At 40.7% G+C, this 26,845-nt stretch carries 30 protein-coding genes; 24 read left to right on the top strand and 6 right to left on the bottom strand.

Annotation, left to right across the window (positions count from 1 at the left end; translation table 11 throughout):
* Positions 1-25: 25 nt before the first annotated feature.
* The gene (locus AAGS61_RS07590; RefSeq protein WP_391369621.1) at positions 26-1,576 is read right to left on the bottom strand and encodes an MFS transporter; all 1,551 of its coding nucleotides are present in this window, start codon (positions 1,574-1,576) and stop codon (positions 26-28) included.
* 258 nt (positions 1,577-1,834) lie between these two features.
* On the bottom strand, positions 1,835-2,401 hold the full coding sequence (locus tag AAGS61_RS07585) for a TetR/AcrR family transcriptional regulator (protein ID WP_391369618.1): 567 nt from the start codon (positions 2,399-2,401) through the stop codon (positions 1,835-1,837).
* Positions 2,402-2,538: 137 nt separating this feature from the next.
* Here AAGS61_RS07585 and AAGS61_RS07580 point away from each other — a divergent pair, with 137 nt between their 5' ends.
* The 13 genes from AAGS61_RS07580 (at position 2,539) to AAGS61_RS07520 (ending at position 14,962) form a co-directional block, all read left to right on the top strand.
* Positions 2,539-4,110 carry a class I adenylate-forming enzyme family protein gene (locus tag AAGS61_RS07580; RefSeq protein WP_391369615.1) on the top strand — a complete coding sequence of 524 codons (1,572 nt, stop codon included), beginning with the start codon at positions 2,539-2,541 and terminating at the stop codon, positions 4,108-4,110.
* A gap of 22 nt (positions 4,111-4,132) precedes the next feature.
* Entirely contained in the window at positions 4,133-5,296 is a 1,164-nt protein-coding gene (locus tag AAGS61_RS07575; RefSeq protein ID WP_391369612.1) for an acyl-CoA dehydrogenase family protein, read from the top strand.
* Between the two features lie 19 nt (positions 5,297-5,315).
* Complete coding sequence (locus tag AAGS61_RS07570; protein WP_391369609.1) at positions 5,316-5,831, top strand: FAS1-like dehydratase domain-containing protein; 516 nt, start codon at positions 5,316-5,318, stop codon at positions 5,829-5,831.
* A gap of 12 nt (positions 5,832-5,843) precedes the next feature.
* Positions 5,844-6,284 (top strand): hypothetical protein, encoded by a 441-nt coding sequence (locus tag AAGS61_RS07565; RefSeq protein WP_391369606.1) that lies wholly within the window; start codon positions 5,844-5,846, stop codon positions 6,282-6,284.
* Positions 6,285-6,288: 4 nt separating this feature from the next.
* Positions 6,289-7,455 carry a thiolase C-terminal domain-containing protein gene (locus AAGS61_RS07560; RefSeq protein WP_391369604.1) on the top strand — a complete coding sequence of 389 codons (1,167 nt, stop codon included), beginning with the start codon at positions 6,289-6,291 and terminating at the stop codon, positions 7,453-7,455.
* 5 nt (positions 7,456-7,460) lie between these two features.
* Entirely contained in the window at positions 7,461-7,877 is a 417-nt protein-coding gene (locus AAGS61_RS07555; protein ID WP_391369601.1) for a Zn-ribbon domain-containing OB-fold protein, read from the top strand.
* 12 nt (positions 7,878-7,889) lie between these two features.
* Entirely contained in the window at positions 7,890-9,059 is a 1,170-nt protein-coding gene (locus tag AAGS61_RS07550) for an acyl-CoA dehydrogenase family protein (protein WP_391369598.1), read from the top strand.
* A 12-nt stretch (positions 9,060-9,071) separates the two neighbouring features.
* Complete coding sequence (locus AAGS61_RS07545; protein ID WP_391369595.1) at positions 9,072-10,244, top strand: CaiB/BaiF CoA transferase family protein; 1,173 nt, start codon at positions 9,072-9,074, stop codon at positions 10,242-10,244.
* 15 nt (positions 10,245-10,259) lie between these two features.
* The gene (locus AAGS61_RS07540) at positions 10,260-11,474 is read left to right on the top strand and encodes a CaiB/BaiF CoA transferase family protein (RefSeq protein WP_391369593.1); all 1,215 of its coding nucleotides are present in this window, start codon (positions 10,260-10,262) and stop codon (positions 11,472-11,474) included.
* 149 nt (positions 11,475-11,623) lie between these two features.
* On the top strand, positions 11,624-11,767 hold the full coding sequence (locus tag AAGS61_RS07535; RefSeq protein WP_391369591.1) for a hypothetical protein: 144 nt from the start codon (positions 11,624-11,626) through the stop codon (positions 11,765-11,767).
* Between the two features lie 17 nt (positions 11,768-11,784).
* Positions 11,785-13,455 carry a CoA transferase gene (locus AAGS61_RS07530; protein ID WP_391369588.1) on the top strand — a complete coding sequence of 557 codons (1,671 nt, stop codon included), beginning with the start codon at positions 11,785-11,787 and terminating at the stop codon, positions 13,453-13,455.
* The gene (locus tag AAGS61_RS07525; protein ID WP_391369585.1) at positions 13,452-14,231 is read left to right on the top strand and encodes an enoyl-CoA hydratase/isomerase family protein; all 780 of its coding nucleotides are present in this window, start codon (positions 13,452-13,454) and stop codon (positions 14,229-14,231) included. The genes AAGS61_RS07530 and AAGS61_RS07525 overlap by 4 nt, the downstream gene beginning before the upstream one ends.
* An 11-nt stretch (positions 14,232-14,242) precedes the next feature.
* The gene (locus tag AAGS61_RS07520; RefSeq protein WP_391369582.1) at positions 14,243-14,962 is read left to right on the top strand and encodes an enoyl-CoA hydratase/isomerase family protein; all 720 of its coding nucleotides are present in this window, start codon (positions 14,243-14,245) and stop codon (positions 14,960-14,962) included.
* An 11-nt stretch (positions 14,963-14,973) separates the two neighbouring features.
* Here AAGS61_RS07520 and AAGS61_RS07515 read toward each other — a convergent pair whose 3' ends face one another.
* Positions 14,974-15,738: an IclR family transcriptional regulator gene (locus tag AAGS61_RS07515; RefSeq protein WP_391369579.1), complete on the bottom strand. Its 765-nt coding sequence runs from the start codon at positions 15,736-15,738 to the stop codon at positions 14,974-14,976.
* Between the two features lie 84 nt (positions 15,739-15,822).
* The gene (locus AAGS61_RS07510) at positions 15,823-17,346 is read right to left on the bottom strand and encodes an amidohydrolase (RefSeq protein WP_391369576.1); all 1,524 of its coding nucleotides are present in this window, start codon (positions 17,344-17,346) and stop codon (positions 15,823-15,825) included.
* An 85-nt stretch (positions 17,347-17,431) separates the two neighbouring features.
* Here AAGS61_RS07510 and AAGS61_RS07505 point away from each other — a divergent pair, with 85 nt between their 5' ends.
* The 7 genes from AAGS61_RS07505 (at position 17,432) to AAGS61_RS07475 (ending at position 23,469) form a co-directional block, all read left to right on the top strand.
* The gene (locus AAGS61_RS07505) at positions 17,432-18,385 is read left to right on the top strand and encodes an MBL fold metallo-hydrolase (RefSeq protein WP_391369573.1); all 954 of its coding nucleotides are present in this window, start codon (positions 17,432-17,434) and stop codon (positions 18,383-18,385) included.
* Positions 18,386-18,571: 186 nt separating this feature from the next.
* Positions 18,572-19,480, top strand: a complete 909-nt coding sequence (rarD, locus tag AAGS61_RS07500; RefSeq protein ID WP_391369570.1) for an EamA family transporter RarD — start codon at positions 18,572-18,574, stop codon at positions 19,478-19,480.
* An 824-nt stretch (positions 19,481-20,304) separates the two neighbouring features.
* Complete coding sequence (locus tag AAGS61_RS07495; protein ID WP_391369567.1) at positions 20,305-20,934, top strand: hypothetical protein; 630 nt, start codon at positions 20,305-20,307, stop codon at positions 20,932-20,934.
* Between the two features lie 350 nt (positions 20,935-21,284).
* Positions 21,285-21,662: a hypothetical protein gene (locus AAGS61_RS07490; protein WP_391369564.1), complete on the top strand. Its 378-nt coding sequence runs from the start codon at positions 21,285-21,287 to the stop codon at positions 21,660-21,662.
* 156 nt (positions 21,663-21,818) lie between these two features.
* Positions 21,819-22,529 (top strand): cytochrome c biogenesis CcdA family protein, encoded by a 711-nt coding sequence (locus AAGS61_RS07485; RefSeq protein ID WP_391369562.1) that lies wholly within the window; start codon positions 21,819-21,821, stop codon positions 22,527-22,529.
* Between the two features lie 58 nt (positions 22,530-22,587).
* Complete coding sequence (locus AAGS61_RS07480; protein ID WP_391369560.1) at positions 22,588-22,950, top strand: response regulator; 363 nt, start codon at positions 22,588-22,590, stop codon at positions 22,948-22,950.
* A gap of 30 nt (positions 22,951-22,980) precedes the next feature.
* Positions 22,981-23,469: a CcdC family protein gene (locus AAGS61_RS07475; protein ID WP_391369557.1), complete on the top strand. Its 489-nt coding sequence runs from the start codon at positions 22,981-22,983 to the stop codon at positions 23,467-23,469.
* A 37-nt stretch (positions 23,470-23,506) separates the two neighbouring features.
* Here AAGS61_RS07475 and AAGS61_RS07470 read toward each other — a convergent pair whose 3' ends face one another.
* Positions 23,507-23,935: a DUF2621 domain-containing protein gene (locus AAGS61_RS07470; protein ID WP_391370344.1), complete on the bottom strand. Its 429-nt coding sequence runs from the start codon at positions 23,933-23,935 to the stop codon at positions 23,507-23,509.
* 122 nt (positions 23,936-24,057) lie between these two features.
* Between AAGS61_RS07470 and AAGS61_RS07465 the strand changes: the two genes are divergently transcribed.
* From AAGS61_RS07465 to AAGS61_RS07450, 4 genes are all read left to right on the top strand, one after another.
* Positions 24,058-24,273, top strand: coding sequence for a DUF1659 domain-containing protein (locus tag AAGS61_RS07465; RefSeq protein ID WP_391369554.1), 216 nt, complete (start codon positions 24,058-24,060; stop codon positions 24,271-24,273).
* A 31-nt stretch (positions 24,274-24,304) separates the two neighbouring features.
* Positions 24,305-24,523: a DUF2922 domain-containing protein gene (locus tag AAGS61_RS07460; RefSeq protein ID WP_391369551.1), complete on the top strand. Its 219-nt coding sequence runs from the start codon at positions 24,305-24,307 to the stop codon at positions 24,521-24,523.
* A gap of 55 nt (positions 24,524-24,578) precedes the next feature.
* The gene (locus tag AAGS61_RS07455) at positions 24,579-24,704 is read left to right on the top strand and encodes a YvrJ family protein (RefSeq protein ID WP_391369549.1); all 126 of its coding nucleotides are present in this window, start codon (positions 24,579-24,581) and stop codon (positions 24,702-24,704) included.
* 114 nt (positions 24,705-24,818) lie between these two features.
* A complete protein-coding gene (locus AAGS61_RS07450) occupies positions 24,819-25,433 on the top strand; it encodes an SCO family protein (protein WP_391369546.1) in 615 nt (204 codons plus the stop codon).
* Between the two features lie 246 nt (positions 25,434-25,679).
* On the opposite strand, the gene AAGS61_RS07445 is transcribed toward AAGS61_RS07450, so the two are convergent.
* Positions 25,680-26,843 (bottom strand): aminotransferase class V-fold PLP-dependent enzyme, encoded by a 1,164-nt coding sequence (locus AAGS61_RS07445; RefSeq protein WP_391369544.1) that lies wholly within the window; start codon positions 26,841-26,843, stop codon positions 25,680-25,682.
* Positions 26,844-26,845 lie beyond the last annotated feature (2 nt).

The raw sequence follows: 26,845 nt of genomic DNA, 5'->3' as shown, positions 1-26,845 counted from the left end.
CGTCTAGTTTGTTAAGTACGAGAGGTTATGACAAGGTTTCTTCAGCTATTTGCATATTTGGTGCAACAGCTGGGGCAGGTGCTTTTTTCTCCTTTGGAATTAAGAAGCATAAAAAGAGAATGATAGCGAATAGTGCCATCGCAATATAAGCGATCGTATGAACAGTCGATGTAAGACTCGTTACATGCGCTACCGAATAGATGGATTCAAATGATACCCCTGATGTAGAGAGCTGTTCGGCTAAGGCGCTGTTTTCTACTGTACCAGTTTGACCAGCTGCTAGTAATGCTGCTGAATGCTCGCTTGAAATTCCCGCTTTACTTGCAGAAGCTAGTAAAGACTCTTTGAATGCAGAATCTTTAAAAGTTGAGAAGAGCACAATGCCTGATACGGACCCTAATGGTGTGCCAAAATCACGGATAAAGGAGAATAAGCCTGCTCCTGCCGCTAACTTTTCCTTTGGTACTTGGTTTAAGGCAAATTTCATTAAGATAGGGGTATTAGCCCCCGACACAAAACCAAGACACACCGCTAACGCAGCAATAATATTAAAGGAAGTTGTGGCACTAATCATCGTAAATATAAACATAATAACAATAGGGATAAAGAAAATACTAATAAGAATGGATCGACCACTGAATTTATCTGCTAAGCGACCTACGAATAAGCCCCCGATAGATGATGCCCCGTATAGAAACATGTAAAATAATCCGGTCTGGGATGTATCCCCGCCTGGTCGTGATGCTGTGAAGAAATTCATGCAATAGATAAATAGCATAAAGGTTGCTACGATAAGCAAGTTAATCCCGACGGCCATACTAAATAATCTAATTTTCAATAAGGATAACTCGACTAACGGGTTTTTCATACGATTCTCATAAATCCATAATAGAGCAACTGCTACGATTCCTACAATGACGGTCATAATTGTATAAGGCGAAAAGAAGCCGAACATTTTCCCGATTGTTGAAACGGATAGTAACGTTGTTGATGTCACAAAGATCAGGAGCATACCGATAAAGTCAAAGGATGATTGCTTTTCTCCCTTCGACTCCTCTACGAATAAAAGGACAACGACTAAGCCAAGAAAAGCTAAGGCAGCACTTACCCAATAAATGATCGGCCAGCCGTATTGTAAAATCAAGTAACCTGCAATGGCAGCCCCTGACATTGCCGCAACCGCTTGCACGGATGAAAAAATACCTGAGGCCATCCCACGCTTTTCAGGCGGAAAAATAACACCGATATAAGCAATGGCTACCGGTAATATAAAGCCAACTGCCACCCCCTGGAATACCCGAGCGATGAGGAAAATCGTGAAATCCGTAGCAATGGCAGCGGCTACTTCAGAAACAGTGAAAATAATCATACCGATGACCAACATCTTTTTGCGTCCATACTGATCTGCTAAACGTCCTACAATTGGATATAGTGTTGCAGAAGCAATATAAAAAGTTAGTAAGATTAAACCGGCTAAATATGTTGGTAGTTCAAAGTGCTGCGAAATAACAGGAATAGCAGGTGCCTGAAATGCCATTGCTTCAATCGCTACAAATGCCCCAAATACTAAAGCCAAAAATTGAACCCACTGTTTTTTTGTGATCTTTTCACTTTCGTTCTTGTTTACGAATTTATCCAATCCTCATCATCTCCCTTATTAATAATTGAAGCGCTTACAATACGAAAAATCTCCTTTCACCGTATTTATTAAGCCCCATTATAAAAGAGTGGATATTTTGTTTTCAATCCACAAAATACACAGAAATGTCGTATATCCAACACTTCCGTCCCTTTTGATGGTATTTAACTTAAGGTTCGACATCATTCTATCTTTTTACTTGCTTAGCTCCTGACAAAGCATATTCGATTCAAAAAGCTTTGTCGTTTCTTGAGCCATATACTGAGCGTTGTATTCGTAGTTGGTTTCAATACTCCAATGATAGATCATCCCTGTAATAACGGATGCATAATAAGTGGCAACAATTTGAGGTGACGCAATCTGATTTCGTACCGAAAGTAAAAATACGTTATACAGTGCATGAGAAAGCTTCTTCAAAAAAGAATCCGTGTAGGTTAGTAATGTATGGAAGTAATAAGAATGCTGATCGACATATTTAAAGATGGTTAGTTGTACATGATGGTCAAAAAAAGATTTGGGAGATGAACGTGCATATTGCTGGATAAGTGCGCACAGATCCTCGATAAACTCTGATGTAATTTGGTTTTGTAAATCCTCCTTCGTTTGAAAATGCATGTAAAACGTAGAACGATTAATATTACAGCGTGCCACAATTTCCGTAATAGGTATCACGACAGTGCCTTTCTCCCTTATGAGCGAAATATACGTTTGCTTGATTAAACGACGAGACTGCTGTGCACGGCGGTCTTTTTTTATTTGCATCAAAACACCCCACTATTTGTTATTTTTTAGTTCTAATTAAAAAAATTTCAAACTATTATTGCTATATTCGGAATTATATATTATGATAATCGCAATAACAACAATTTTCTGAATATTCGGAGATAGGGTGTGGTGAAATGAATGCATATTTGCTATTGTCCATTGCCGCGAGTATTGCACCGGAGCAAGAAATTTTGACGTTTTTTAATAAACGTCAAAGCTACGAGCAACTCATACGGCGTGTAGGGGCACTTGCTACTCGATTAGCAGGTGATGGTGTAGGACATGGAGATCGGGTCGGTATTATTTCAACGAATAGTCCCGAAGTGGTGGAAGGTTTTTTTGCAGCATTTCAAATAGGCGCAACAATTGTACCGATTAACTATCGGGCAAAGCCAGAAGAACTGGCGTATATGCTACGAGATAGCGAGATTAAAGTATTGCTTATTGAAAGCCGTTATGTGAAATCAATTGAACCCTTTTTACAAGACCCTTCGTGCAAAGTGGAAAAAACAATTGTCATTGGAGACGACGCGCAAGGGTATGAATTGTATGAACCTTATATTGCAAATGGTGAGCCGATGATTGAATTTGCCGATATTGAGGCAGATGATATTGCGATTTTGCTTTATACGAGTGGGACAACAAGCTTACCAAAAGGTGTCATGCTGACGTATACACAGCTGACAAATTATGTGATGGGGCATACTGAAGCAGCAACTGGTTTGCCAAATGGCGCATCGTTAACGTGCGTGCCTAACTATCATGTAGCTGGCGCAACGAGCATTTGCAATTGTATTTATGGGGGACGCCGTATCGTCTTAATTCGTCAGTTTGATGCGGATACATGGCTCGACGCATTAGAGAAGGAGCAAGTAACGCACGCATTTTTAGTACCAACGATGTTAAAACGTATTATCGATCATCCACGTTTTAAACAAACGGATTTTTCAAGTTTACAAAGCTTATCGTACGGTGCTGCACCGATGCCGTTTCCAATAATTCGTCAGGCAATAGAGATGTTCCCGTTATCTGTTGATTTTGCCAATGCTTTCGGCATGACAGAAACGACATCTACGGTAGCGGTGTTAGGACCAGATGATCATAAACTTGTTGGCACACCGGAAGAAATTGAACGAAAGATTTTACGCTTGCATTCGGTTGGGAAGCCGTTACCGAATGTGGAGATTAAAATCCTTGATGACGAAAAAAATGAGTTACCGATCAATCAAATTGGTAACGTTTACATTAAAACAGCTAAGGCGATGAAAGGGTACTGGAATCGCCCGGATGATTCGAAAGAAACGATGATTGATGGCTGGATTAATACGAAGGATATGGGGTATTTAGACGAGGACGGTTATTTGTTTTTGAAAGGCCGTAACTCCGACATGATTATTCGCGGTGGTGAAAATATTGCACCGCAGGAAATTGAAAATGTGCTCATTGGTCATCCAGAAATTTCAGATGCAGCGGTCATTGGTATCCCAAGTGTGGAATGGGGAGAAGAAATTTTAGCTGTTATTATTCCGAATAATTTGCAAGCCCCACCTTCTGTAGAAGAAATTACAGCCTATTGTAGAGAGCGACTAGCGAGCTTCAAATGTCCAAAGTGCATCGAGTTTGCAACGGATTTACCACGTACATCATCAGGTAAGTTATTAAAACGTGATTTACGTGAACAATATACTACTAATCTAGTGGAATAAAAAAAGAAAGGTGATGAAGTAAATGAATTTTGAGTTAACAGCAGAGCAAGAATCACTCCGCCAAAAAATTCGTGCTTACTTAGAGGAGCAAATTACAGAGGAGTTAATTGAAGAGCTGAAAGTAACACCAGAGGGCGGCCCTATTTGGAAAGCTTACATTCAAAAACTAGGAGAAGATGGCTGGTTAGGTGTTGGTTGGCCAAAGGAGTACGGGGGGCAAGGTCTTACACCACTAGAGCAATACATTTTCATCGAGGAAATTGATCGCACAGGGGTGAATATTCCGTTCATTACACTAGAAACTGTTGGCCCTATGTTAATGAAAGTCGGGACCGAGGAACAAAAAAAATACTTCTTACCTAAAATTTTAAAAGGTGAAGTGGAGATTGCGATTGGCTATTCTGAACCACAGGCAGGGACAGATTTAGCTGCTCTAGAAACAACAGCTATTCGCGAGGGTGATGAGTACGTCATCAATGGACAGAAGATTTTCACTACAAACGCACATATTGCAGATTATATTTGGCTTGCAGCACGGACAGATACGACGGTATCAAAGCATAAAGGGATTTCAATTTTTTTAGTACCGACGACGGACCCAGGTTTTTCTGTCACACCAATGGCATTAATGGGCGAGGAAACAAATGTTACGTACTATGAAAATGTTCGAGTACCTGTTTCGGCGCTTGTCGGCGAAGAAAATAAAGGCTGGGAGTACATTACTTCACAATTATCATTAGAACGCTTAATGCTTTCGACGTATGCACGTATGGAGCGGATGGTGGAAGATACACTGGCTTTTGCTCAGGAAACAGTCATTGATGGAGAGCGTGTCATCGATCGTCCTTGGGTACAGGAGCATTTTGCACAAATGAAGATGAATTTAGACGTATTACGTTTACTCAATTACCGTGCTGCATGGGGTCATGATAATGAAAGAGTAGCCCCGTTTAGACCTTCAATGAATAAAGTATTTGCAGCTGAAATAAATCAACGTGTCTTTGATTCTTGCATGCATATTATGGGGCTTTTCGGGCAAGTACAAGACGGCTCAGCGTGGGCAATCGCAAACGGTGACGCAGAGAACTATGCGAAGAAACGACTGGTGTTCTTGTTTGGTGGTGGTGCGAATGATGTACAGCGTGATTTAGTAGCCCGCTTTGGGTTAGCCTTACCACGCGCCTAATACAAAGGAGGAGAAAATCATGTCATTAACAAATGAAATGCTGCAAGCGTTAGTTGGGATTGAATCCGAGGTGACAAAAGGAGCAGATGAAGTATGCCGTCCAATGATTCGTCATTTTTGTGAAGTGATGGAGGATGCCAATCCACTCTATCATGATGAAGAGTATGCGAAGGAAACACGATACGGGGGTATTATCGCACCGCCAACGCAAGTGCAAGTGTATACAATGAATCCACTATGGCCAAAAGTACAGCGTGAAAAAAATACAATGGAGCATTTAGTAGAGTTACTAAGGGAGCACGGCTATTCTTCCATCGTTGCGACAGAACAAGTACAAGAATATTTTGAGCCAATGAAAGTTGGGGATGAAATTAGTTACACGATTTCAGTAAAAGAAATCTCACCGTTGAAGCAAACAGCACGAGGACCTGGTTATTTCTCTACATTTTTATATACATTTACGAACCAGCGCAATGAGGTTGTATGTAAGCAGTCTTTCACAATTTTATCGTATAAGGCGCAAGTTCAAGAATAGGAGGAATGTGAAATGAAAGCGACAATGTATGCAAGTACGACGTGGGATGCAGTCGAAGTCGGAATGGAGTTGCCAACTGCTACTAGAGAGGTAACGGCAGCGCTCGTTGTTGGCGGTGCCATTTCAGCCACACATGATTACGAAATCGTCCATCACGATCATAGGGCAGCAAAGGCGGCAGGGGCTGACGATGTGTTTATGAATATTTTAACGACAAATGGTCTTGTTGGAAAATATTTAACCGATTGGACAGGACCAGAAGGCACTTTGAAGAAAATTTCGCTCAAACTAGCCGTACCTAACTATCCGAATGACACGATTGTCTTTAGTGGTCGGGTTACAAAAAAATATGAAGAAAACGATGAGTGTCTAGTAGAAGTGGAGTTTGCAGGTAAAAATAACTTAGGTTATCACGCATTAGGAGCAGGCGTAGTAGCCTTACCAAGGGGGTAAACATGTGGAAACGATTCAAGGAAAAACAGCGATTGTAGGGATTGGTCAAACAGAGTTTAGTCAAAATTGTGGAAGAACCGAATTAAAAATGGCACTGGAAGCAATTTTAAATGCAGTAGAGGATGCAGGATTAGATATTAAAGATATCGATGGAATGGTGAATTATACGCTAGATAGTGCCACTCAAATTGATATCGTACGTGCACTCGGCATTCCAAACTTAAGCTACTTCAATCAAGTGCCCTATGGTGGTGGAGCGAGTTGTGGAACGGTTGCAAGTGCAGCTGCGGCGGTGGCATCTGGTTTAGCCAATTATGTCGTTTGTGTTCGTTCAATTCGGGATGCTTCTGGTCCGATGCGTTACGGTGATTTTGAGCCAACGAGGGTAAGCGGAGATGTATATATGGGGATGTATCATCCATACGGCTTACTGACACCTGTTTCGTGGGTAGCGATGTTTGCTAATCGTTATATTCATGAATACGGCATTAAGGATGGACAGTTAGCATGGGCACCTTTAGTCAATCGTGAAAATGCCAACCGCAATCCGAAAGCTATTTTTTATAATCGTACGATGACAATGGAAGAGTATATGGCATCACCGATTAATGTCGAGCCACTTCGACGTCATGATTGCTGTTTAAGTACGGACGGTGCCGTTGCTGTTATTGTAACGACGCCAGAACGTGCGAGGGCACTAAAACAAACACCTGCCATTATTGCGGGGGTAAGCCAAGGAATGTCAACGAATGGGGAAGTCATGACGAGCTACTACCGTGATGAAATTACTTTTTTACATGAGGTAGAAGAATACGGCAAAAAATTATTCAAACAAGCTGGAATTACACCGCAGGATATTGATGTAGCACAGTTTTATGATGCATTTAGTCCGTTAATTCCGATGCAGTTAGAAGCACTTGGCTTTGTTGGTCGAGGCGAAGGGGTAGCCTTCTGTGAAGGGGGCACGCGAATTAATCGTTACGGTGAGTTACCGATTAATACAGCAGGTGGCTTAATGTCAGAAGGATATTTACATGGCATGAACTTAATTACAGAGGGCGTTCGTCAAATCCGCGGTACGTCCACAACACAAATTGATCATGTGGAAAATGTGCTCGTTACAGGTGGTTTAGGCGTACCAACAAGTGGGCTCATTTTAAGAAAGGAGTAAACAATATGGTGCAATATACAGGAATTGGCACACCGAGGCCAAATATGAATGAAGATACTGAGGTATTTTGGCAAAAGCTACGCGAAACGAAAAAGTTACATTTTCAACAATGCAGTAAGTGTGGGACGGTATTACATCCGCCGCGCCCTGCTTGCCATAATTGTCGCAGTTTTGAGTTGGAATGGGTAGAAGCACCGACGAAAGGAAAGGTCTACTCTTATGTCGTGTATCATCGGTCTGTGCACCCAGGTTTCCAGACGCCGTATGAAGTAGTGTTAGTCGAATTGGAAAATGGCGCCCGAATTGTGGGCAATATGCTCGATGCCTCCCCACATGAAATTGAAATCGGTATGCCAGTTGAAGTCGTAGTAGACGATCAAGTGTTTGAAGATATCTCTCTTATTAAATTTAAAAAAGGGTGAGGAGGTTTCGCAATGGATTTTCATTTAAATGATATACAAAAAGAATTTAAGCAAACAGCACGTAAGTTTTTTAAAGAGAAGTGTGGACTAGAGGAATTACGTGCATTTGAAGGGAACCCACATCATTATTCAGAAAAACTTTATCAAGAGCTTGTAGAGCTAGGGTTTGTAGGGCTTGTTGTGCCGGAACAATATGGTGGATTCGGTGGAGAGTTTTTAGACTTAGCACTTGTCATAGAGGAGGCAGGCTGGTCCTTGTTCCAGGGTCCATTTTTATCGACGATTGTGAGTGGTGTGAGGCCGCTAGTAACATACGGCACAGATACGCAAAAATCAAACTTACTACCCGCATTTGCAGACGGTACATCAAAGGCAAGTTATGCGATTGCAGAACCGCAAGCACACTATAAGTTAGAGCATTTGTCTCTAGGTGCATCATCTACTGGAAATCACTACGTATTAAATGGTACGAAGCTATTCGTTCCTTTTGCCAAGTCAGTGGACAAATTATTTGTTATCGCCCGTACAGATCAAAAAGCGATTGGTACGAAGGAAGGGCTGACGGTGTTCCTTGTTGATACAGCTACACAAGGAATAGAAGTGAAGGACATTCCAACGATTAGTGCGGACGGTTTATGTGAAGTACGCTTCCATGAAGTGAAAGTATCCGCTGCACAAATAGTAGGCAACGTTGGAGATGGATTCGATGTGGCAAGCGACATGCTGACATTTGCAACAGCATTGAAATGTATTGAAATGACAGGTGTACTTAGTCGAACAGTGGATATTACAGCCGATTATGTGAAGGAGCGACATCAATTCAATGTACCCATTGGTTCGTTCCAATCGGTTCAGCATCGTCTGGCGGATATGTTCACAATCGTTGAAGGTGGTCGCCTAGCAGCCTTTCATGCCTTCTCTAGATTAGTAGAGGGCAAAGATGCGAAAAAAGAGGTTGCGATTGCAAAGGCTTGGCTCAGTCAAGAAGGACAAAAAGTAGTAACGGGTGCACACCAATTACACGGCGGGATGGGTATCGATTATGATTATCCATTACAGTTTTGTTTCCGTCGCTTCAAAGGGCAACAATTAGAATTTGGTACACCGGAAATGCATCTGCAAAACCTAGGTCAGTGGTTGGCGACAAAGCCGCAAGAACCATCCAAAGTAACGAGTATGTAAGGGGGTGAATAGATGACAAAATTAGCGTTATCACATGTAAAAGTACTGGACTTATCTTGGCATATTGCAGGCCCGTATTGTACAAAAATTTTGGCAGACTACGGCGCTGAAGTCATTAAAGTAGAACGCCCTGGTACCGGTGACCCTTCACGTTCGGAAGGCCCCTTTAAAAATAATGAACAAAATGTAAATGCGAGCGGCTTATTTGCTTATTTAAATAATAATAAGCAAAGTGTCACGCTCGATTTAAAATCAGTGCAAGGTATTGATATAGTGAAACGATTAGTCAAAGAGGTCGATCTTCTTGTTGAAAATTTTGCACCAGGTGTGATGAAGCGCCTTGGATTAGATTACGATACATTAAAAGCGATTAATCCAAAGCTTGTCATGGTTTCGATTACGAACTTTGGGCAAGAAGGAGAATTTGCCCATTATAAGGCAACGGAAATTGTGACGCAGGCGATGAGTGGGTTCCTCTCTTCAGTCGGTGATCCACACCTTGAGCCAGTACGTGCAGCAGGGCAATTACGTATGTTGGAGTATGTAACGGGTACATTTGCAGCATCTTCAGCCCTTGCCGCATTACGCGGTGCACGTGTATCAGGTATAGGCGCCCATTTAGATATTTCTATTACGGCAACAGGCTTATTACAGCGGTCCTATCCGACCGTTCAAAACTCTTATCCGACAAGTCCTTTTAAGCATGTGGCACGCTATATTATGCTGCCAGGCATTGAGAAATGTAAGGATGGTCATGTAGGTATTAGTGTGCTAACAGGTCAGCATTGGCAAAGTTTCTGCTTTATGATTGGCGCGTATGAGTGGGTAGATGATGAGCGATTTACAACGTTACCACAGCGTTTAATTCATCAGGACATTTTCCAAGAGCGCCTCGATGCGTTTTTAATGGAGCATACGACGGAGGAAGTGCTAGCGCTAGGCAACGAATGGCGTGTACCTGTCACACTTGTACCGACATTTGAAGAGTTGCTTTCGTTAGATCAGTATGTAGAACGCGAATTTTTCGTCGAGGTTACACATCCAGAGCTCGGTAAAATAACGCAGCCGGGTGCACCATTCCGGATGGCGGAAACGCCTTGGGCCATTCGTACGAGTGCACCAACACTTGGTGAGCATAACGAAATAACATTAAAAGCACTTTATGATAAAAGTACACAAATCTAGAAAGGGTGAAACATTGTGAATCAACCATTAAAAGGAGTACGAATTTTAGATTTGACGATGTGGTGGTCTGGCCCAATGTGTACTTCTTATCTCGGTGCACTTGGGGCTGAAATTATTAAACTCGAATCGATTCAATCGCCGGATGGCTTCCGTTTTATGTTAACATCCCCAGGTGAAAATTGGTGGGAGCTTGGGCCAACATTTAACGCAGCTAATCATAATAAATTAGGAGCAACACTTAATTTAAATGATGAAGAGGGGAAAAAGTATTTCAAAAAGCTCGTAGAAAAATGCGATATCGTTATGGAAAATTTCACACCACGTGTGATGGAGAACTTTCATTTAACGTATGATGTGCTATCGCAGTATAAGAAGGACTTAATTATGCTATCGATGCCAGCTTACGGGAAGACAGGACCTTATCGTAATCAACCTGGATTTGCTTATACATTTGAAATGCTGTCAGGTATCGCACAATTGAACGGCTATCAGGACGGGAAACCGATGACTGTACTCGGTGTAGCAGATGTCATCGCAGGCTTCCATGCCGCAGCTGCATTGTTAATTGCACTCGAGCATCGCGATCAAACAGGAGAAGGGCAGGAAATAGAGCTTGCACAAAATGAAGGTTGCTTGAATTATATGGGTGCGCCAATTGCTGACTTTATACTGAATGGTGAAAACTGGGGGCGTGTAGGCAATCGCCACCCAGGGATTGCCCCGCAAGGTATTTATCGTACACAAGGGAAAGATAGCTGGGTAGCGATTTCAGTTACAACGGATGAAGAATGGCAAAGCTTATGCCAAGTCATGAATCAACAGTCGCTGTTAGCGGATGAACGTTTCAAGACGGTGGCAGGACGCATTGCGGCACATGATGAGCTAGATGCAATCATTTCAACATGGACAGCGCAACATACGCATTATGCGATTGCTTCACGTTTGCAGGAGGTAGGTGTGCCAGCAGGTCCTGTATTGGAAGTGCATGAAATGGAGCAAGATCCATTTTTGAAAAATGTGTATCAAGAGGTGACACGTGAATACGTAGGTACACATTTGTATCCATCCTGGCCTATAAAGTGGAACAATGAGCGCGTTCTACATCAAGCACCAGCGCCAACGCTTGGGCAAGATAATGAATATGTATTTAAGGAATTATTGCAGCTTTCTAACGAAGAATACAATAGTCTACTAGAAAAGCAAATTATCGGCGATAAAATGCTTAGCTAAAAGGGAGGAATCGTAAATGACGATTAAAATCGGTACAAAGTTTACATGCCCAAAATGTCAAAGTGAATTCATTATGATGAAGATTGGGGAAGGAAAAATAACATGCTGCGGGCAAGTACTCAGTGAGAAAAAGTAAGGAGTGATATGCCATGACTAATCAATTAGGCAAACGCTTAGAATGTTTAAAATGCGGAAGTGAAGTAATGTGCATTAAATCTGGTGATGGTACTGTGCAATGTTGCAATGAAAATATGCAGGTGAAAAAACCAGTCGCGCTACCAACAGCAGACTAAGTAAAGGAGGTCGTATGATGAAGCAGCAAACACTTCAAGGCTGTAGGATACTAGAAATTTCAACAACACTTGCAACGAGCTATGCTGCTGAATTATTACGGCAGCAAGGAGCTTACGTTGAAAAACAATCGACTCCCCATCCTTTCTTTTGTGATGCAGAGAAGGTACTCGTACCATCGACCTCCCCAACTCATGATTGGGATATCGTATTGATCGATCATACGGTGTGGCCCTCACCGTATTTTGGGACAGCGTTGACAATATACATTGACTTTCAACCGTTTCAAACCGGTGAAGAGCGTGAACTGCAAGCAAAAGCAGGCTGGCTAAATGAGAGAGGGAACGCATCCCCAGCGATTGGTGGTTATCCTGCTTCTATGTTAGTGGCAGCCCATATTGCCTTTCTCGTAGTATGTCAGCTACTGGAAGGAAGACGTGAATCTAAAGTGACGATCCATGTAGCAGAAATTTTAAAGGGTGCCTTAAAAGGTCGCTTGTTTACTTCAGAGGAGCAAGGTATTATACCGATGATGATCGCGCCGACTTTAGACGGGCATATGTTCATTGGTGCACCAAGTGATGAGCAGTGGGCATTTTTAACACGTTGGGCAGAAATTAATTTGCCACATTGTACGACACAGTCAGAACGAAGGCTGCAAAAAAGGAGTGTCGAAGAGGCATTAAGTAAATGGAGCGCAAGTCAATTACGCCAAGGGCTAATGGTACTTGGACAGACGTTTCGATTGCCATTTGCAAGTGTGCAATCACATCAGGAAATTGCTGAATGTCCTCATCATAAAAGTCGAGGTTTTATTGAACAACATCACATGAGTCGTTCTCCATGGATCATGTCGAAAGGGCTGGCAGCGAAGCAGCCCTTTTCTTTTACGAATTTTCAGGAGCTACGAGTTGTGGATTTAACCGCCATGTGGGCAGGCCCTTATTGTACAAGATTATTTGCGGATTTAGGTGCTACGGTCATGAAAGTCGAGGCACCACATCGACCAGATGGTATTCGCGGGCAGTCTGGTACAACGCCCTTTTTTGAAGAGCTGAATCGCAATAAAAAATCCATCGTTTTAGATTTGTATGAAGAGAAAGATAAAGCGTTACTATTGAAGCTTATTCAAGACAGCCACATCGTCGTGAATAATTTTAGCCCGCGTGTAATGGAGAATTTTGGTTTGACAGATGATGTACTACAACTACATAATCCGTCGATTATTAATGCATCGTTATCAGCATTTGGTCAAATAGGTCCTTATCGAGATTATGTTGGGTATGGCTCAACACTAGAGGCGATGGGTGGAATTGTAGCGCAAACAGTAGACCGTACAGCGACCCCTGTTTTACCGCTATTTTCGATCAGTGATATGATGGCCGGGATTGTCGGGGCGTTGTCGATTGTTCTCGCCTTATATGAGCAAATGACAACGAAAGCTGCTTATACGATTGATGTCTCACAATATGAGGTCGCCACGATGTTAGCGTGGGTTCCTTACGAGCATACAGCGAATATATCATGTGTCAAAGCATTATGTGAAGATGAGGCCTATTTAATAGAAGAAAAGCCAAATTGGTGGCAAAGAGATGACTATGCAATCCGAATAGAACGAGCTCCTTATTTTGGTGAACATACAGCCTTTTACAAAACAAAATACTTCGATGAAATGAGGGAATGCACATGAAGTATCAATTTTTTAATATTAAACAACGAGCAGGAATTGCCTATGTACAGTTGACAGATGACGTCACGCAAAATGAGTGGCGTGCGCCTTTTATTCAAGAATTACGAGACATTGCGATTTATTTGCGCGATGCAACGGATGTGAAAGTAGTGGTAGTTGGTTCCAGTGCAAAGGAATTTTCGATTGGTAGTAGCTTACCTACCAGTCATGATGAGGACGTACCAGAACAGTATCAAACAGTCGCCCTTGCTACAGAAGCCATTGAGCAATGGGCAAAGCTACCGTATCCAATTATTATGGCCATTCATGGACAATGTACATCACTGGCGTTTAGCTTTGCTTGTGTTGCAGATATTCGAATCATTGCAGAAGATGTACAATTTGTCGTTCCTGAATTAGCACATGGGTTAGTGCCAGCAGGGGGCATTACACAGCGGTTACCGAGAATAATTGGGAAAGGTGCAGCAATGGCAATCTTACTTGGGCAATCTACTGTAACAGCGGAGGATGCAATGGCACTAGGCTTGGCCACGACAAAAACAACACGTGAGGAACTGTGGGATAAGGTGTGTGAAGAGGCACAGCACTTAAGTGAACTTTCTACCTTATCTTTACAATATACGAAGGAATGCTTATATCGTGGTAGCGAGCTCCCATTTGATCAAGGATTACGTCTAGAGTTAGATGTGTATTTATTATTACAAACAACGCATGACCGAATGGAAGGGGTTGAAGCCTTTTTACAAAAGCGGAAGCCACATTTCATTGGGGAGTAGGAGGAGATGAGATGGAACGAATCGTATTATTAGAAAGAGAAGAAAATATAGCAATCATTACACTAAATGATCCTGAAAAATTAAATGCTGTTAGCGTGGCGATGCGTGATGCCTTGTATGAGCATATCGTTGCTGTACAGTTGGATCCTACAATACATGGCATTATTTTACGAGGCAATGGAAAAGGATTTTGCGCGGGAGCCGATTTAAAGGAGTTTGGGACAGTACCTTCCGTCATTGAAAAACGTAAAATTCGTATTCAGCATGATATTTGGGAGGAATTCCGTCGTTGTCCGAAGCCAATCGCTGCTATTTTACATGGTTTTGCAGTTGGCTCAGGAATTGAAATGGCGATGATTTGTGATTTTCGTTTTGCTGCACCAAAAACGAAAATTTCTTTACCAGAATGTGCACTCGGTATGTTACCGGCAGCAGGTGGAACACAAAGCTTGCCTCGTTTAATGCGTCACGGGTGGGCAATAGATTTTGCGATGAAAGGATATTATTTGTCGGCAGAGGAAGCAAAGGTACGTCAAATTGTGACAGACATTTTTGAGGAAGAACATCTATTTGATGAGGTGCTCCGTTTTATGAAGCGTGTCACGACCTATCCTAAAGCAGCACAGCAAATTAAACGTTTAATTTCTTTTGGGCTCGATCGATCTTTAGAGCAAGGGCTTGCTTTTGAACAAACCCTCATAAAGGAAAATTATAAGCAACGCCTTGTGTAGAATAGCTAGCGTTATTTATCAAGAAAGTCTTGAGAAATTTTGGCGGTATATTCTTTGAGTAGTGCTTCCATTTCGTTTTTATTTTCATTTTTGAACCGAGAAAGGGGTAAGAGAATCGTAAGTGCTGCGATGGGTTCATCACCTTTGCCCCAAATAGGCGCGGCGACACCAATCATACCATCTGCCCGTTCACCAAGGCTCCAAGCATAGCCATTCTGCTTAATCGTCGAGAGCTGTTGTTTGAGAAGCTCTATATCCAGTGTTCTCTCGGTATGTTGGACATAGGCTGTGCGATTAAAATAAGTTTGTAAGTCTTTAGGTGACATATAAGACATATGTAGTTTGCCAACAGCGCCGTAGTATAGGTCGTACTCTTCTCCAAGTGGCGTAGTTACCTTTAAAGCGTGCTCACTTTCAATACCGGATAAAAAGATAAATTTATTACCTGAACGAATTGATAAGTAAACTGATTCTTTTGTAATAGCTGTCAATTCTTCCATGTGTGGACGGGCAATCGACACAATATCAGGTGAGTGAAATCGGTTCACAATTTGAAAAATAATAGGTCCGGGCTCATACGTTTTATTAGCGGTGTTTTTTAGTAACATCCCGCGATCCGTTAATGTAGCCGCTAGTCGAAATGCCGCGGTTTTACTAATTTGTAACTCTCGTTCAATATCGACTAGTCCTAGTGATTGATATTTTAAGAATAATGTCAGTAAAGAAATGGCATTATCTACCGTACTTAAACGGTGGACAGTTTTTGAATTTTCCATAACGTGCACCTCTTCTAGTTTGTATTGCGAATATAGGAATTAATTTCAAATTATATATATAAATAGATTAAAACACAACAATTGTTATGAAGAAGAGTAAACTCGCTGGCCATGAATCCATGTTTCTAATACATGCATATGTTGAAGCTGAGCAAGAGAGCATTGCATTGGATGATGTGAAAGAACGACAAAATTAGCATCAAAGCCATGTGCCAGCTGTCCTATTTGGTACTGTTCGCCCATAACAAGGGCAGCATTGGTCGTATATAGGCGAAGCGCATCTTTTCTTGAAACAGCCTCATCACTATTTACATGAGCACCATCTTGCGTTTTTCTTGTACAGGCGGCATATATACCGAGCCAAGGTGAGATGGGCGCAACAGGTGAATCAGCACCAGCTGCGACCGTGATGCCTTTTTGCAGTAAAGCGTTCACTGGGTAAAGCCAACTATGTTCATCTTCGTCCACCTGCTGTAAGTACCGATCTCCGTGAGTGTATATAAACGGTGGATTCGTTACAACTTGGATGTTTTGCTCTTGAATCATGTCGAAAAAAGCTTCCGGACATAGGCTAAGATGTTCAAAGCGACAAGCGCCATTTACTTCAGGTAATTGCGTACGCACCGTTTGTAAAGCATCCAGTGCATGCCACACCATTTCAGGCGTTACAACATGAATGGCAATCGGGCTATTAGCTAGGAAAGCTTGCTGCATCATTTGCACAATCGATTCTTTTGCTGGATAAACTTCAGGCATTGTTTCTAGCACAATTTTTAAAGCGCCGCGTTTAAATATCGGTACATGGTATAAAGCATTAGGTAGTTCATCAAAATGAGTGGCACTTGTCATCCATTGGACTGGAATTTTCCAAAAATGCTGTGCAGCTTTTTCCCATAATGCCAGTTGGGGTGGTGAAGTCGTAGGTGATGCATCACATATCGTCGTAATACCGACAGATAGAAGCTTCGACTGTAAAGCTTGCATGCCTGTTAGCCACTGTTCTTCGGCAATTTTGGGTAGGACGCATTCATTTAGTAAAGTATCTGCTCCATGAATGATACCTGTTGGTTGTCCACATGCATCCAACTCTAGATGTATGCCTTCTTGTGAATGCTGCTGAAGTGCTTGTTGAAAATGGTGCCAGCCTCGACTATTTAACGTTGAAGTATGACGTGTCACATAACGTACACGGATCGGATGATTGGTAGAGATTTCATCCAGTACGGTCATAGTAAGTGTCTCTATATGTCTAAAATGAAAAGGATGATAACCAGTAATACGCACCCACTCACCAGCAGGAATGGCAGCAATTTGCTCACGGATATATGCTAAAAGAGCTTCTTTTGTTTGTAATGATTTTGGTAGGTGAATACTGAACTGCTCACTAATCATAGCTTGTAAGTGACAGTGGGCATCAATTAAGCCTGGTATAATCACCTGTTGTTTTGCATCAATTTTAGTTTTCGCTTGATAGGGGGAGTGGTCTTCGTGCTGAAATACAGCAATAATTTTTCCATTATGAATGACCATGCTCGACGCAACCGGCATAGACTTGGATTGCGTTAAAATGATGGCATTATAAATAAGTGTATCGACTTTTTGTAACATAAGATAGCTTCCCTCCTTATTTAGAAAGTGCCACTATCTTATCACAAAAAGACAGAATAATTGAATAATAAATGAGGTGCTCACTATGCAAAATCAAAAAATATTAAATTGGCAACTTGTCACATTGCCTATTCCTTATGATTTACGTAGCATGAACAGTTATATCATTGAGGAGCCATCTGGTCTCACAATTATTGATACGGGTGACGAATCAGACGAGGCGAAGGACATATGGCGAAAGGTAATAGGTCAACGCCGTATAAACCGTGTGCTCATTACACATCTACATATTGACCATTTTGGGCTGGCGAGATGGTTTCAGGATGAGTACAACGCAACCATTTGGATGTCTGAGCGAAGCTATGAGGAATTAACGAGAAGGCGAGCGCGGTTTGAAAAAGGGCTGTATGAAGATGATAACCTATCGTTTATGAGTGTTTATGAGATGAAGGTAGATAGCGATGAGTCAGCGGTGTATAACCGTTCTGAGCCTTTTCAAGTGCATGTAGACGTCGTGTTTTCTGAGCATCAAGTGATTGAAGGAGAGACATTTACATTACAGCCACTTTGGACACCAGGCCATGCGCCAGACCATTATTGTTTTTATGAAAAAGAAGCAGGTGTGTTATTTTTAGGAGATCATTTGTTAGAAATTATTAATCCGATTGTGATGCCTTCTACCCGCTTACAAAATCCGCTTGGCGTCTATTTAGAGACATTTAAACAGTTACGTCAGCTAAAAATGAATCATGCTTTACCAGGACATGGACCAGCGATTAAAAATTTTAATGAACGAGTGTCACAACTAATGTTGCATTATATAGATAAATGTCAGCAAATTTTAAATGCTATCCCTGCAGAAGGAGCGACAGTAAGCGATATTACGGATCAAGTATATGCACATAAGCCTCCGAAGCTGCGCGGCGCATCTCTTATTCAAGTTGTTACGTACGTGCATTATTTAATGGGGCGCGGTTATGTAAAGCAACAGCGCAAAGGACCAAGTTATTATTTTTATAGAACCGAAATGACAGATTAGCAGCCCGTTATTCCTTATTTAGGCTACCCGATAAAAGATTAAAACAGGATGCTTTTGTTAATTGGCTCTATTCATGAAAAATTTCAACTAGATTCACATATTATTTCTAAACACGAAAAAAGTACGTTTACTTTTTGTAAGCTGACCTCTATAATGTGATTACTTTACATATAGAGGGGTTTTTTTATGACGGAGCAACATAAGGGCATGCTGTTTGCGTTTTTATCCTATGCGATTTGGGGCATATTTCCGCTGTTTTGGAAGTTGCTTGAGCATGTGAACAGCATCGAAATATTACTTGGACGTATCATTTGGTCGTTTGTATTTACAACGTTATTTATTTTATTGATTGGGAAGCGCAAACAGTTGATAGAGGATTTACATTATTTATGGCAACATAAGCGACAATTTTTTTCATTGATGGCAGCTTCTTTTTTTATATCGATTAACTGGTATGTTTACATTTGGGCCGTAACACATGATCGGGTATTAGAGTCATCCATGGGGTATTATATTAACCCGATTATTTCAGTGTTGTTTGGCATGCTTATTTTTAAAGAAAGGCTTTCACGTGCGACGATGGCTGCGTTGTGTGTTGCCTTACTAGGGGTGCTTGTCATGACCGTGAATTATGGTCAAGTACCATGGGTATCGTTATTACTTGCGCTATCATTTGCTACGTACGGCGTATTAAAGAAGCGTATTGTGTTGGAAGCGACGCGGGGACTTGCGATTGAAACATTATTCATTATGCCATTTGCACTTATGTATTATGTTTATTTATATAGCAATGACACGATGCAGTTTTTACATGTAGGTTGGCAGACGGACATTTTGATGATGATTAGCGGTATTATTACAGCGATTCCACTCATTTTATTTGCGAAAGGTGCGCAAAAAATTCCGCTTTATTTAATGGGCTTTATTCAATATGTCTCACCGACAATTACCTTTTTACTAGGTGTGTTTTTATATAAAGAGCCATTTACACACGTAGAGCTTTTCGCCTTTAGTTGTATTTGGACGGCGATCATTATTTTCTCTTACTCTTCTATCCATGAAGCGAGAAAGCGTCATACGCTATTATTAAAATAATATGTACTCAACTCATAATGAGTAAATTCTAAAATATATATTACCATTTGAGTAACCGTTGATTTCCGCTCCATTCGGCTCGCTTTCCACGGGCATGGCTTCAGCCTCCTCGTCGCTCGTACCTCGGTGCTCCTGTCGCTGCGCTTTCGTCGCAAATAAATTTCCTGCGGGGTCTTCAGGCCAACACGATGTTGGTCACGAAGGCGTTGTCACAGGACGTGACGGTTTTAGCCTTCGTTCCTTTATTGCTATTCCCGTAGGAAGCTTTGCTCTGTAGCGAAAGGCGCATGCCGTCAGCTACACCTCGCCGATTCCGCTTCAATCAACTGGCAAGTCATTTTTTGATTACGTTTTTGCTAAAAAAATACGCTGCTATACAGGAAATATTTTAATAACCAACACACCTGGAATATAATAATTGGTTGCTAAAAATAAAGGAAGATTCTCATGCATGACGGTAGAGGTTAGGTAATTACACTTGCAAATAGGAAGAAAATGATTTCTTTTAGTAAGAGAAATATTTTTCTAGCATATCGAGAAGCATTGACTTTTGCCGTAGCGCGCCATAGCCACAGGAGCCGTAACAGGAGATCCAAACAGGCCACGCCTGTTTTAGCTCCTGTGTAGGCTGTGGTAAAGCGCGGAGGCTATGATACAAACCTTTCACTATTTAAATGGTATTTTAGGATACATTTTTGCTCATTACGAGTACTCAAAATAAGTTGCTGAATAAGGAGATTTGCAACTTATTTTCTTTTTTTTGAAGGGATTTCTCTAATTATGTCGAATACATCCAATTGTACAAGCAAAAGGGGGTAATTTGGATGTACGTAACAATAGGGGATAAACGCTTTGATTTTCATAAAGTCGGGCTAGATGTGTTGGAAATGGGGATTGAAAACACATTCGCAAAGTTCGACAAAATGACATTGAAGCAATTGTTGGAACAAAAGAAGTATGAACATTTAAAGCTCGAGGCAGAAAAAAAATGTGATTGGTTACTCGATCGACCAGCTGGGGAAGCATTACTTGAGCTGAAATTCATGGGGAATCCGTATTACAAGCAGTTTTTAAATAATTATGGGGATTTGCCTTTTTCACGCTTTGTTGTAAAAGGGAATGACGAGCTTTTACAAAAAAATGGTGTTTACAATATTATTGTAAATAATGAACTCGTTTTTTCAGGTGTATGTGCAAGGGCTTTCAAAGAACGGTTTAACCAGCATATTGGCAATATTTCAGCGAAAGGCTGTTATCGTGATGGGACGGCTACGCATTGTCATATTAATGCTCGGTTAACAGAGGCTTTTGACAAGGGAAAAATTCATTTTTCTATTTGTCCGATGAAAGATACAAAGGAAATGAATCAACTCAAAAATGCGATTATCCGACGCTTTGAACCTACTTGGAATTTAAGAGCAGGGAAGGAAGTAAGCGGCTTTTTGCGTTCGTAATAAGTTGTCGAACAATTTAGATAGATAGGTCCTATGCCAAATGTGTTCTTGGTTGCGTTTATCATGAAGGTACCTATATATCAAGTGCATATTTTGATGAAAACGCTTAAATAATGAAAAAGAATTCGCTCATCTTCTTTTATAGAAGAAAGCGGATTCTTTTTTTATCGCTGGCAGGTGATGAAATAAATGAAAGCATGAGAAGTTATATTGGGACCGTTAAGTTAAGTCCATTTTTTCATAAGAACCTAGATATGCATTCGAAATATTTTATTTTCGTTAAAGTTTTGTGTGTTTTTTGTTTTAAAAGTGTTATTTAAGGTAATAGACTGTAAAAAGGATGGGTGATGATGAGAGAAGCCTTTCGCTTTTACAAGGACGTGCATCGTCAATATTTATGGTTGCATGTGATTTACGCTATGGTCCTTATAATGACATCTATGTTTTGGTTTGTGTTGCCATTTTATATTGTGAATTACGGTGATTATGAACCAACCTTCCCATTGAAATTTGTATGCACTATTTTTCTTTGTGTTTTTCCTTCGATTATCGTTACATTTCATTGTTGGTTTATTAGCTTTACTGCAGCGAAACGATGGCGTGAGCGCCGAACGGAAGAAAGTGTAATGGGATGGTTAATTCGCTTTCAAGCAATGGCATTTTCGATTGTAGTTATATATATATGCATTATTTATTCCTTATTCCTTATCATTGATTTCTTGCGTTAATCATTAATTTTAGTTTGCAAATGTGAGGTTTTGCTCGCTTGCCGCATTTCACATTTATCACACGTCTTTGCCATGAAATTTTCACAGTCCAAATAAGCGATTTTTACACAAAAATTTGGTACGATGGAAGCACTACAAAGAAAGGAACGAAATGTTATGGCTACGGATATAAATGTATTTTTAGCGTTCGGTGCAGGTTTCCTGAGCTTTATTTCACCGTGTACATTGCCGTTATACCCTGCGTTTTTATCGTATATTACAGGGATGACGTTAGATGAGCTAAAATCAGAAAAAGGGATGCTACAAAAGCGAGCAATTTTACATACGCTATTTTTCCTTCTAGGGTTTTCGATTATTTTTATTGCGATTGGATTTAGTGCATCGTTGGCGAAAGATTTCTTTATTCAATATCAAGATTTACTGCGTCAAGTGGGGGCTATTTTAATCGTTGTATTTGGACTAATGATTGTTGGGTTACTACAAGTAGACTTCTTGATGAAAGACCGAAAATTTCAATTTAAAAATCGTCCGGGTGGTTATATTGGTTCAACGCTGATTGGACTTGCATTTGCGGCAGGGTGGACGCCATGTACAGGACCAATTTTAATGTCCATTATCGCACTTGCAGGTACAAATCCTGATGCAGGTTTGTGGTACATGCTGGCGTATTATTTCGGTTTTGCGATTCCATTTTTCGTATTAAGCTTCTTCATATCACGTATGGGATGGATTCGTCGCAATAGTCAAAAAATCATCAAAGTTGGTGGTTGGATTATGATTGCGGTCGGAATACTATTATTCTTTGACGGTTTAGATTATATAATTCGCATTCTTTCCCCGATTTTTGGTGGATTTACTGGGTTCTAATTTGATACAATGTATCAAACTATGTATTTTAGTGGTACTCATGTGAAGGGGTTTTAGAATGCCAACTGTATTAATTGTAGATGATGCGATGTTTATGCGTGTCGCCATCGGCAATATGTTAAAAGAATGGGGATTTGAAGTTGTCGGGGAGGCAGCAAATGGCAAGCAAGCGGTTGAACAGTATCGGAAGCTTCAGCCAGATATCGTAACAATGGATGTAACGATGCCTATCATGTCAGGAATCGATGCGGTAAAGAAGATTATTGCTGAATTTCCAAAGGCAAAAATTATTATGATTACTGCGTTAGGGCATCAGCGATTAATTGTAGAAGCGATTGAACATGGGGCGAAAGACTTTATTACAAAGCCGTTCACACCTGATAAGTTAAAGTTAGTTATCCATAATGTATTAGGAGCATAAGAAGGTCAAGCGACAAGGGGAGGGATTCGTGTGTTTGATGCAATACCTTCTCAACTTTTATTTCTCATTACATCTGTAGGAGCCGTAATGATGGCGATTTTTGTGATGTTTGTAAGATTACGATCGCAAAAAAATCCTGTCAATGAGAAAAAAATTATTATACCACCCATTGCGATGTCTACTGGGGCATTGATGTTTTTATTTGAAGAATTTCGTGTAGCGCCGCTTCAAATTTTAGAGGCGACTGCTATTGGCATTTTATTTTCAACGGTACTCATAGCCACATCGAAGTTTGAAGCGCGTGATGGCGCTATTTATTTAAAACGTTCAAAGGCATTTGTTTTAATTTTAGTAGGGCTATTAGTATTACGTATTATATTAAAGCTTCTATTCTCCAATAGCTTAGATGTTGGGGAGTTAGGTGGTATGTTCTTCATTTTAGCATGGGCAATGATTATTCCATGGCGCCTTGCTATGTTAGTGCAGTTTAAAAAATTAAAAAGAACAATAGTAAGTTAAAAAAATCCTTACGAGACTAGTACTCGTAAGGATTTTTTTATTCAAATAAATGCTCGTATGGTGAAACGTCAATTTTCATTTGGTCTAATTTTTTACGTAAAAACTTATGATCGCGTTTAGGGGTTGCTTGAATATAACCCCGAATAATTAAATCTTGCGTAATGGTAGAAGATTTTTCTTCTAAAGCAATTTCACCGATTTTCCCTGCGATTTTTTCTTTTGCTACTTGGCGGAAAAGTTCTGGGACAGGTGATGTTAACTCTGCTAATAATGCCTTAGACTCCTCACTCCATAAGTGGATTGTTTTATCTAAATAATAATTTTGCCAATCTAAATCCGATTTACCATCAGCTTTTGGTAACGCTTTTAAGAACTTTCTAAACATAAAGAAGCCGCCAATACTCATTAAAGTGATAAGCACGACTACCCAAAATAAAATAAACCATAAAAACCAGCCATCTAACACTGTATTCACCTCTTTACTCTCTCTACATTGTTATTATAAAAGTTTTTGCAATTTTTTTCATTAGGTATGTCCCTTTATATGTGACGAATTTCGATATTAGTTAGTGAAAGGGGGGATGAGAGATGGCAGTGTATCAATTTCAAAATGCAACATTCACATTAAAGTTCTTAACAGGACAAAATGCTGAAGGTGAGTCAGTGTACAAAAAAGTAACGTATCGTAACATCGTAGAAACAGTGACAGCCGATCAACTAAACACCGTTGCTTTAGCTCTTGCAAGCTTAACCGATTTTGAACTTGTAGATGTTGAAAAAACAGAAAAGCAGTACGTCATGTAATGGCAATAAAAAATGATGAGGAGGTGAGCATATGACACAAGTGTTAGAATTAATTTTTGAACTAGCAGATGGAAAGGCACTAACGATTTCGGTGCAAAATCCGAAATCAAGCTTAACGGATGTAGAAGTGAATCATGCGATGCAATCTATCATTTCGTCCAATGTATTTGTGCGTGACGGACAAGCGATTAGAGCAAAAAAGTCTGCACGTATTGTGGAACGTGCTGTCACAGAATTTGACATGAACTAACAAATGAAAGCCGGTGGGAGATGTCTCACTGGCTTTTTAAAGGTAGGTGAAAGAGATGGAGCAGTGGCTAGCACTCATTCAAGAAATTAGTTTTCCTATTTTTATATCGTTTTATTTACTGTATAGAATTGAAACGAAGCTTGAAGCGATTCATACAGCACTGCTTAGCATGAGGCAGTAATTGTGAAATATGGTTTCACGAATTTGTCTAAAAGCCTTCACGAATGGAACTATTGTATTCTTACCTACAATTCGTTAAGATGAAAACAACGTAGGAAGAAGTGGAGAGAGATAGATGAAAAAGAAATATACGCTATTAGTCATGTTGCTTATTGTTTCAGTTCTTATCAGTGCATGTAGCAACTATAAGTTTAAAGCTACTACAGAATATGAAGTGCAACCGTTCACTGTAACGAATCATCGTGGGGAAGAAGTATCCCTTGAAAGCTTCAAAGGCAAACCGTGGCTAGCCATGTTTATTTTCACAAACTGTACAACGATTTGTTCACCAATGACGTACAATATGACAGAAATACAAAATAAGTTAATTGAACGTGGGGTAGAGGATTATAATATTGTGGCGTTTTCAGTGGACCCGGCAACGGATTCACCGGAAGTATTAGCCAACTATTTAAGCCGCTATGATGTGCCAGATGAGTCGAAATGGCATTTAGTAACGGGGTATGATCAGAAGTTTATCGAGCAACTTGCGCTTAATTCATTTAAATCGCTTGTAAAAATGCCAGAGAACTCAGACCAAGTACTACATGCGAATACATTCTATTTAATAGATGAGAAGGGGATTGCTGTAAAAAACTACACAGGCTATTCTGAACAAGAAGATGGCGTGTCATATGATACAATCGCCATCGATATGGAAACATTAATTGAAGAACGTTTGCAGCAATAAAGCGAAGGGGCCGTCTGAAAAGATATTTTGAGACGGCCCCTTTCGACGAGGATGGTGGCATGTTCATGCAACCACCGCAGAAGCAATATTTCTTAATAGGACATGATTAAGGATTGAAGGGGGTGTTCTGAAAGTTTTTACTTTCTGGACGTCTCCTTTTTTTATAGGCAAAAGCAAGGATTCGTAAACACTCCTATTACAACATGCATAAAAAAACGACCACCCGTAAAAGGATGGTCGTGACGATTAGCACTTCACGAGTGAAGCCTTTTCTAATGCTTGTGCAAAATCTTCTAGTAAATCTTGTTCATTTTCTAATCCTACAGAGAAGCGGAGTAACCCATCTGTAATGCCGCGTTTTGCTCGTTCTTCCGGCTCCATCGCAGCATGGCTCATTTTAGCTGGGTACGATAAAATCGACTCCACGCCGCCTAAACTAACGGCGAACACCGGAATTTTCATCGCCTCTACAAACGTTTTTGCTACTTCATACGAAGGGAGGCTGAATGATAATACGGCTCCAGCTGATGTTGATTGGCGAGCATGAATCGCTACACCAGGATGACTTGCTAAACCAGGGTAGTATACTTTTTCGACAAGTGGATGCTGATCTAAGTATGTAGCTAATACACCGGCAACACGTGCAGATTCGTTAAAGCGAACCGCCGTTGTTTTCATATTTTGAATGAGTGTGTATGCATCTTGTACTCCTAAACATGAACCGAATGAATTTTGGATAAAATACACTTGCTCACTTATAGCAGGGTCTTTCGTTACGACAAGACCTGCTAGGATATCGGAGTGTCCTGATAAAAACTTTGTTGCTGAATGAATAACAACATCTACGCCTAAATCAAGTGGGCGCTGATGAATGGGTGTCATAAATGTATTATCTAAAAATGTGAATGCCCCAACTTCACGGGCAATTGCTACAATACTTGCGATATCGGTAATCCCTAAAGTAGGATTCGATGGTGTTTCAATATATAATAGCTTTGTTTCAGGTGTGATGGCAGCACGCACAGCTTCTACATTTGTAAAGTCGACAAATGTATGTGTAATGCCAAAGCGCGGCAATACTTTTGTCACAAAACGATACGTTCCACCGTATACATCCTCTGTAATGACGATATGGTCGCCTTTAGACAGGAGCATGAAGCAAGCCGATACAGCGGCCATACCTGTTGCAAAGGCAAAGCCACGATCGCCACCTTCTAACTCGGCAATGGCACGCTCTAATGCAGCACGAGTTGGGTTTCCTGAGCGGGCATAATCGTATTCACCAAATTCATCCATCGATTCTTGATGGAATGTAGAAGATAAATACATCGGTACATTGACGGCCCCTTTTTTATCTGCATAGCCTTCACGAACGGCACCATGCACTAAAGCTGTTTCGATTCGACTCATCC

This window comes from Lysinibacillus sp. KU-BSD001 (genome assembly GCF_042920265.1).
Taxonomy (GTDB): domain Bacteria; phylum Bacillota; class Bacilli; order Bacillales_A; family Planococcaceae; genus Lysinibacillus_B.
The sequence above is the reverse complement of the archived record's forward strand: the minus strand, read 5'-3'. Positions and strand labels throughout refer to the sequence as shown.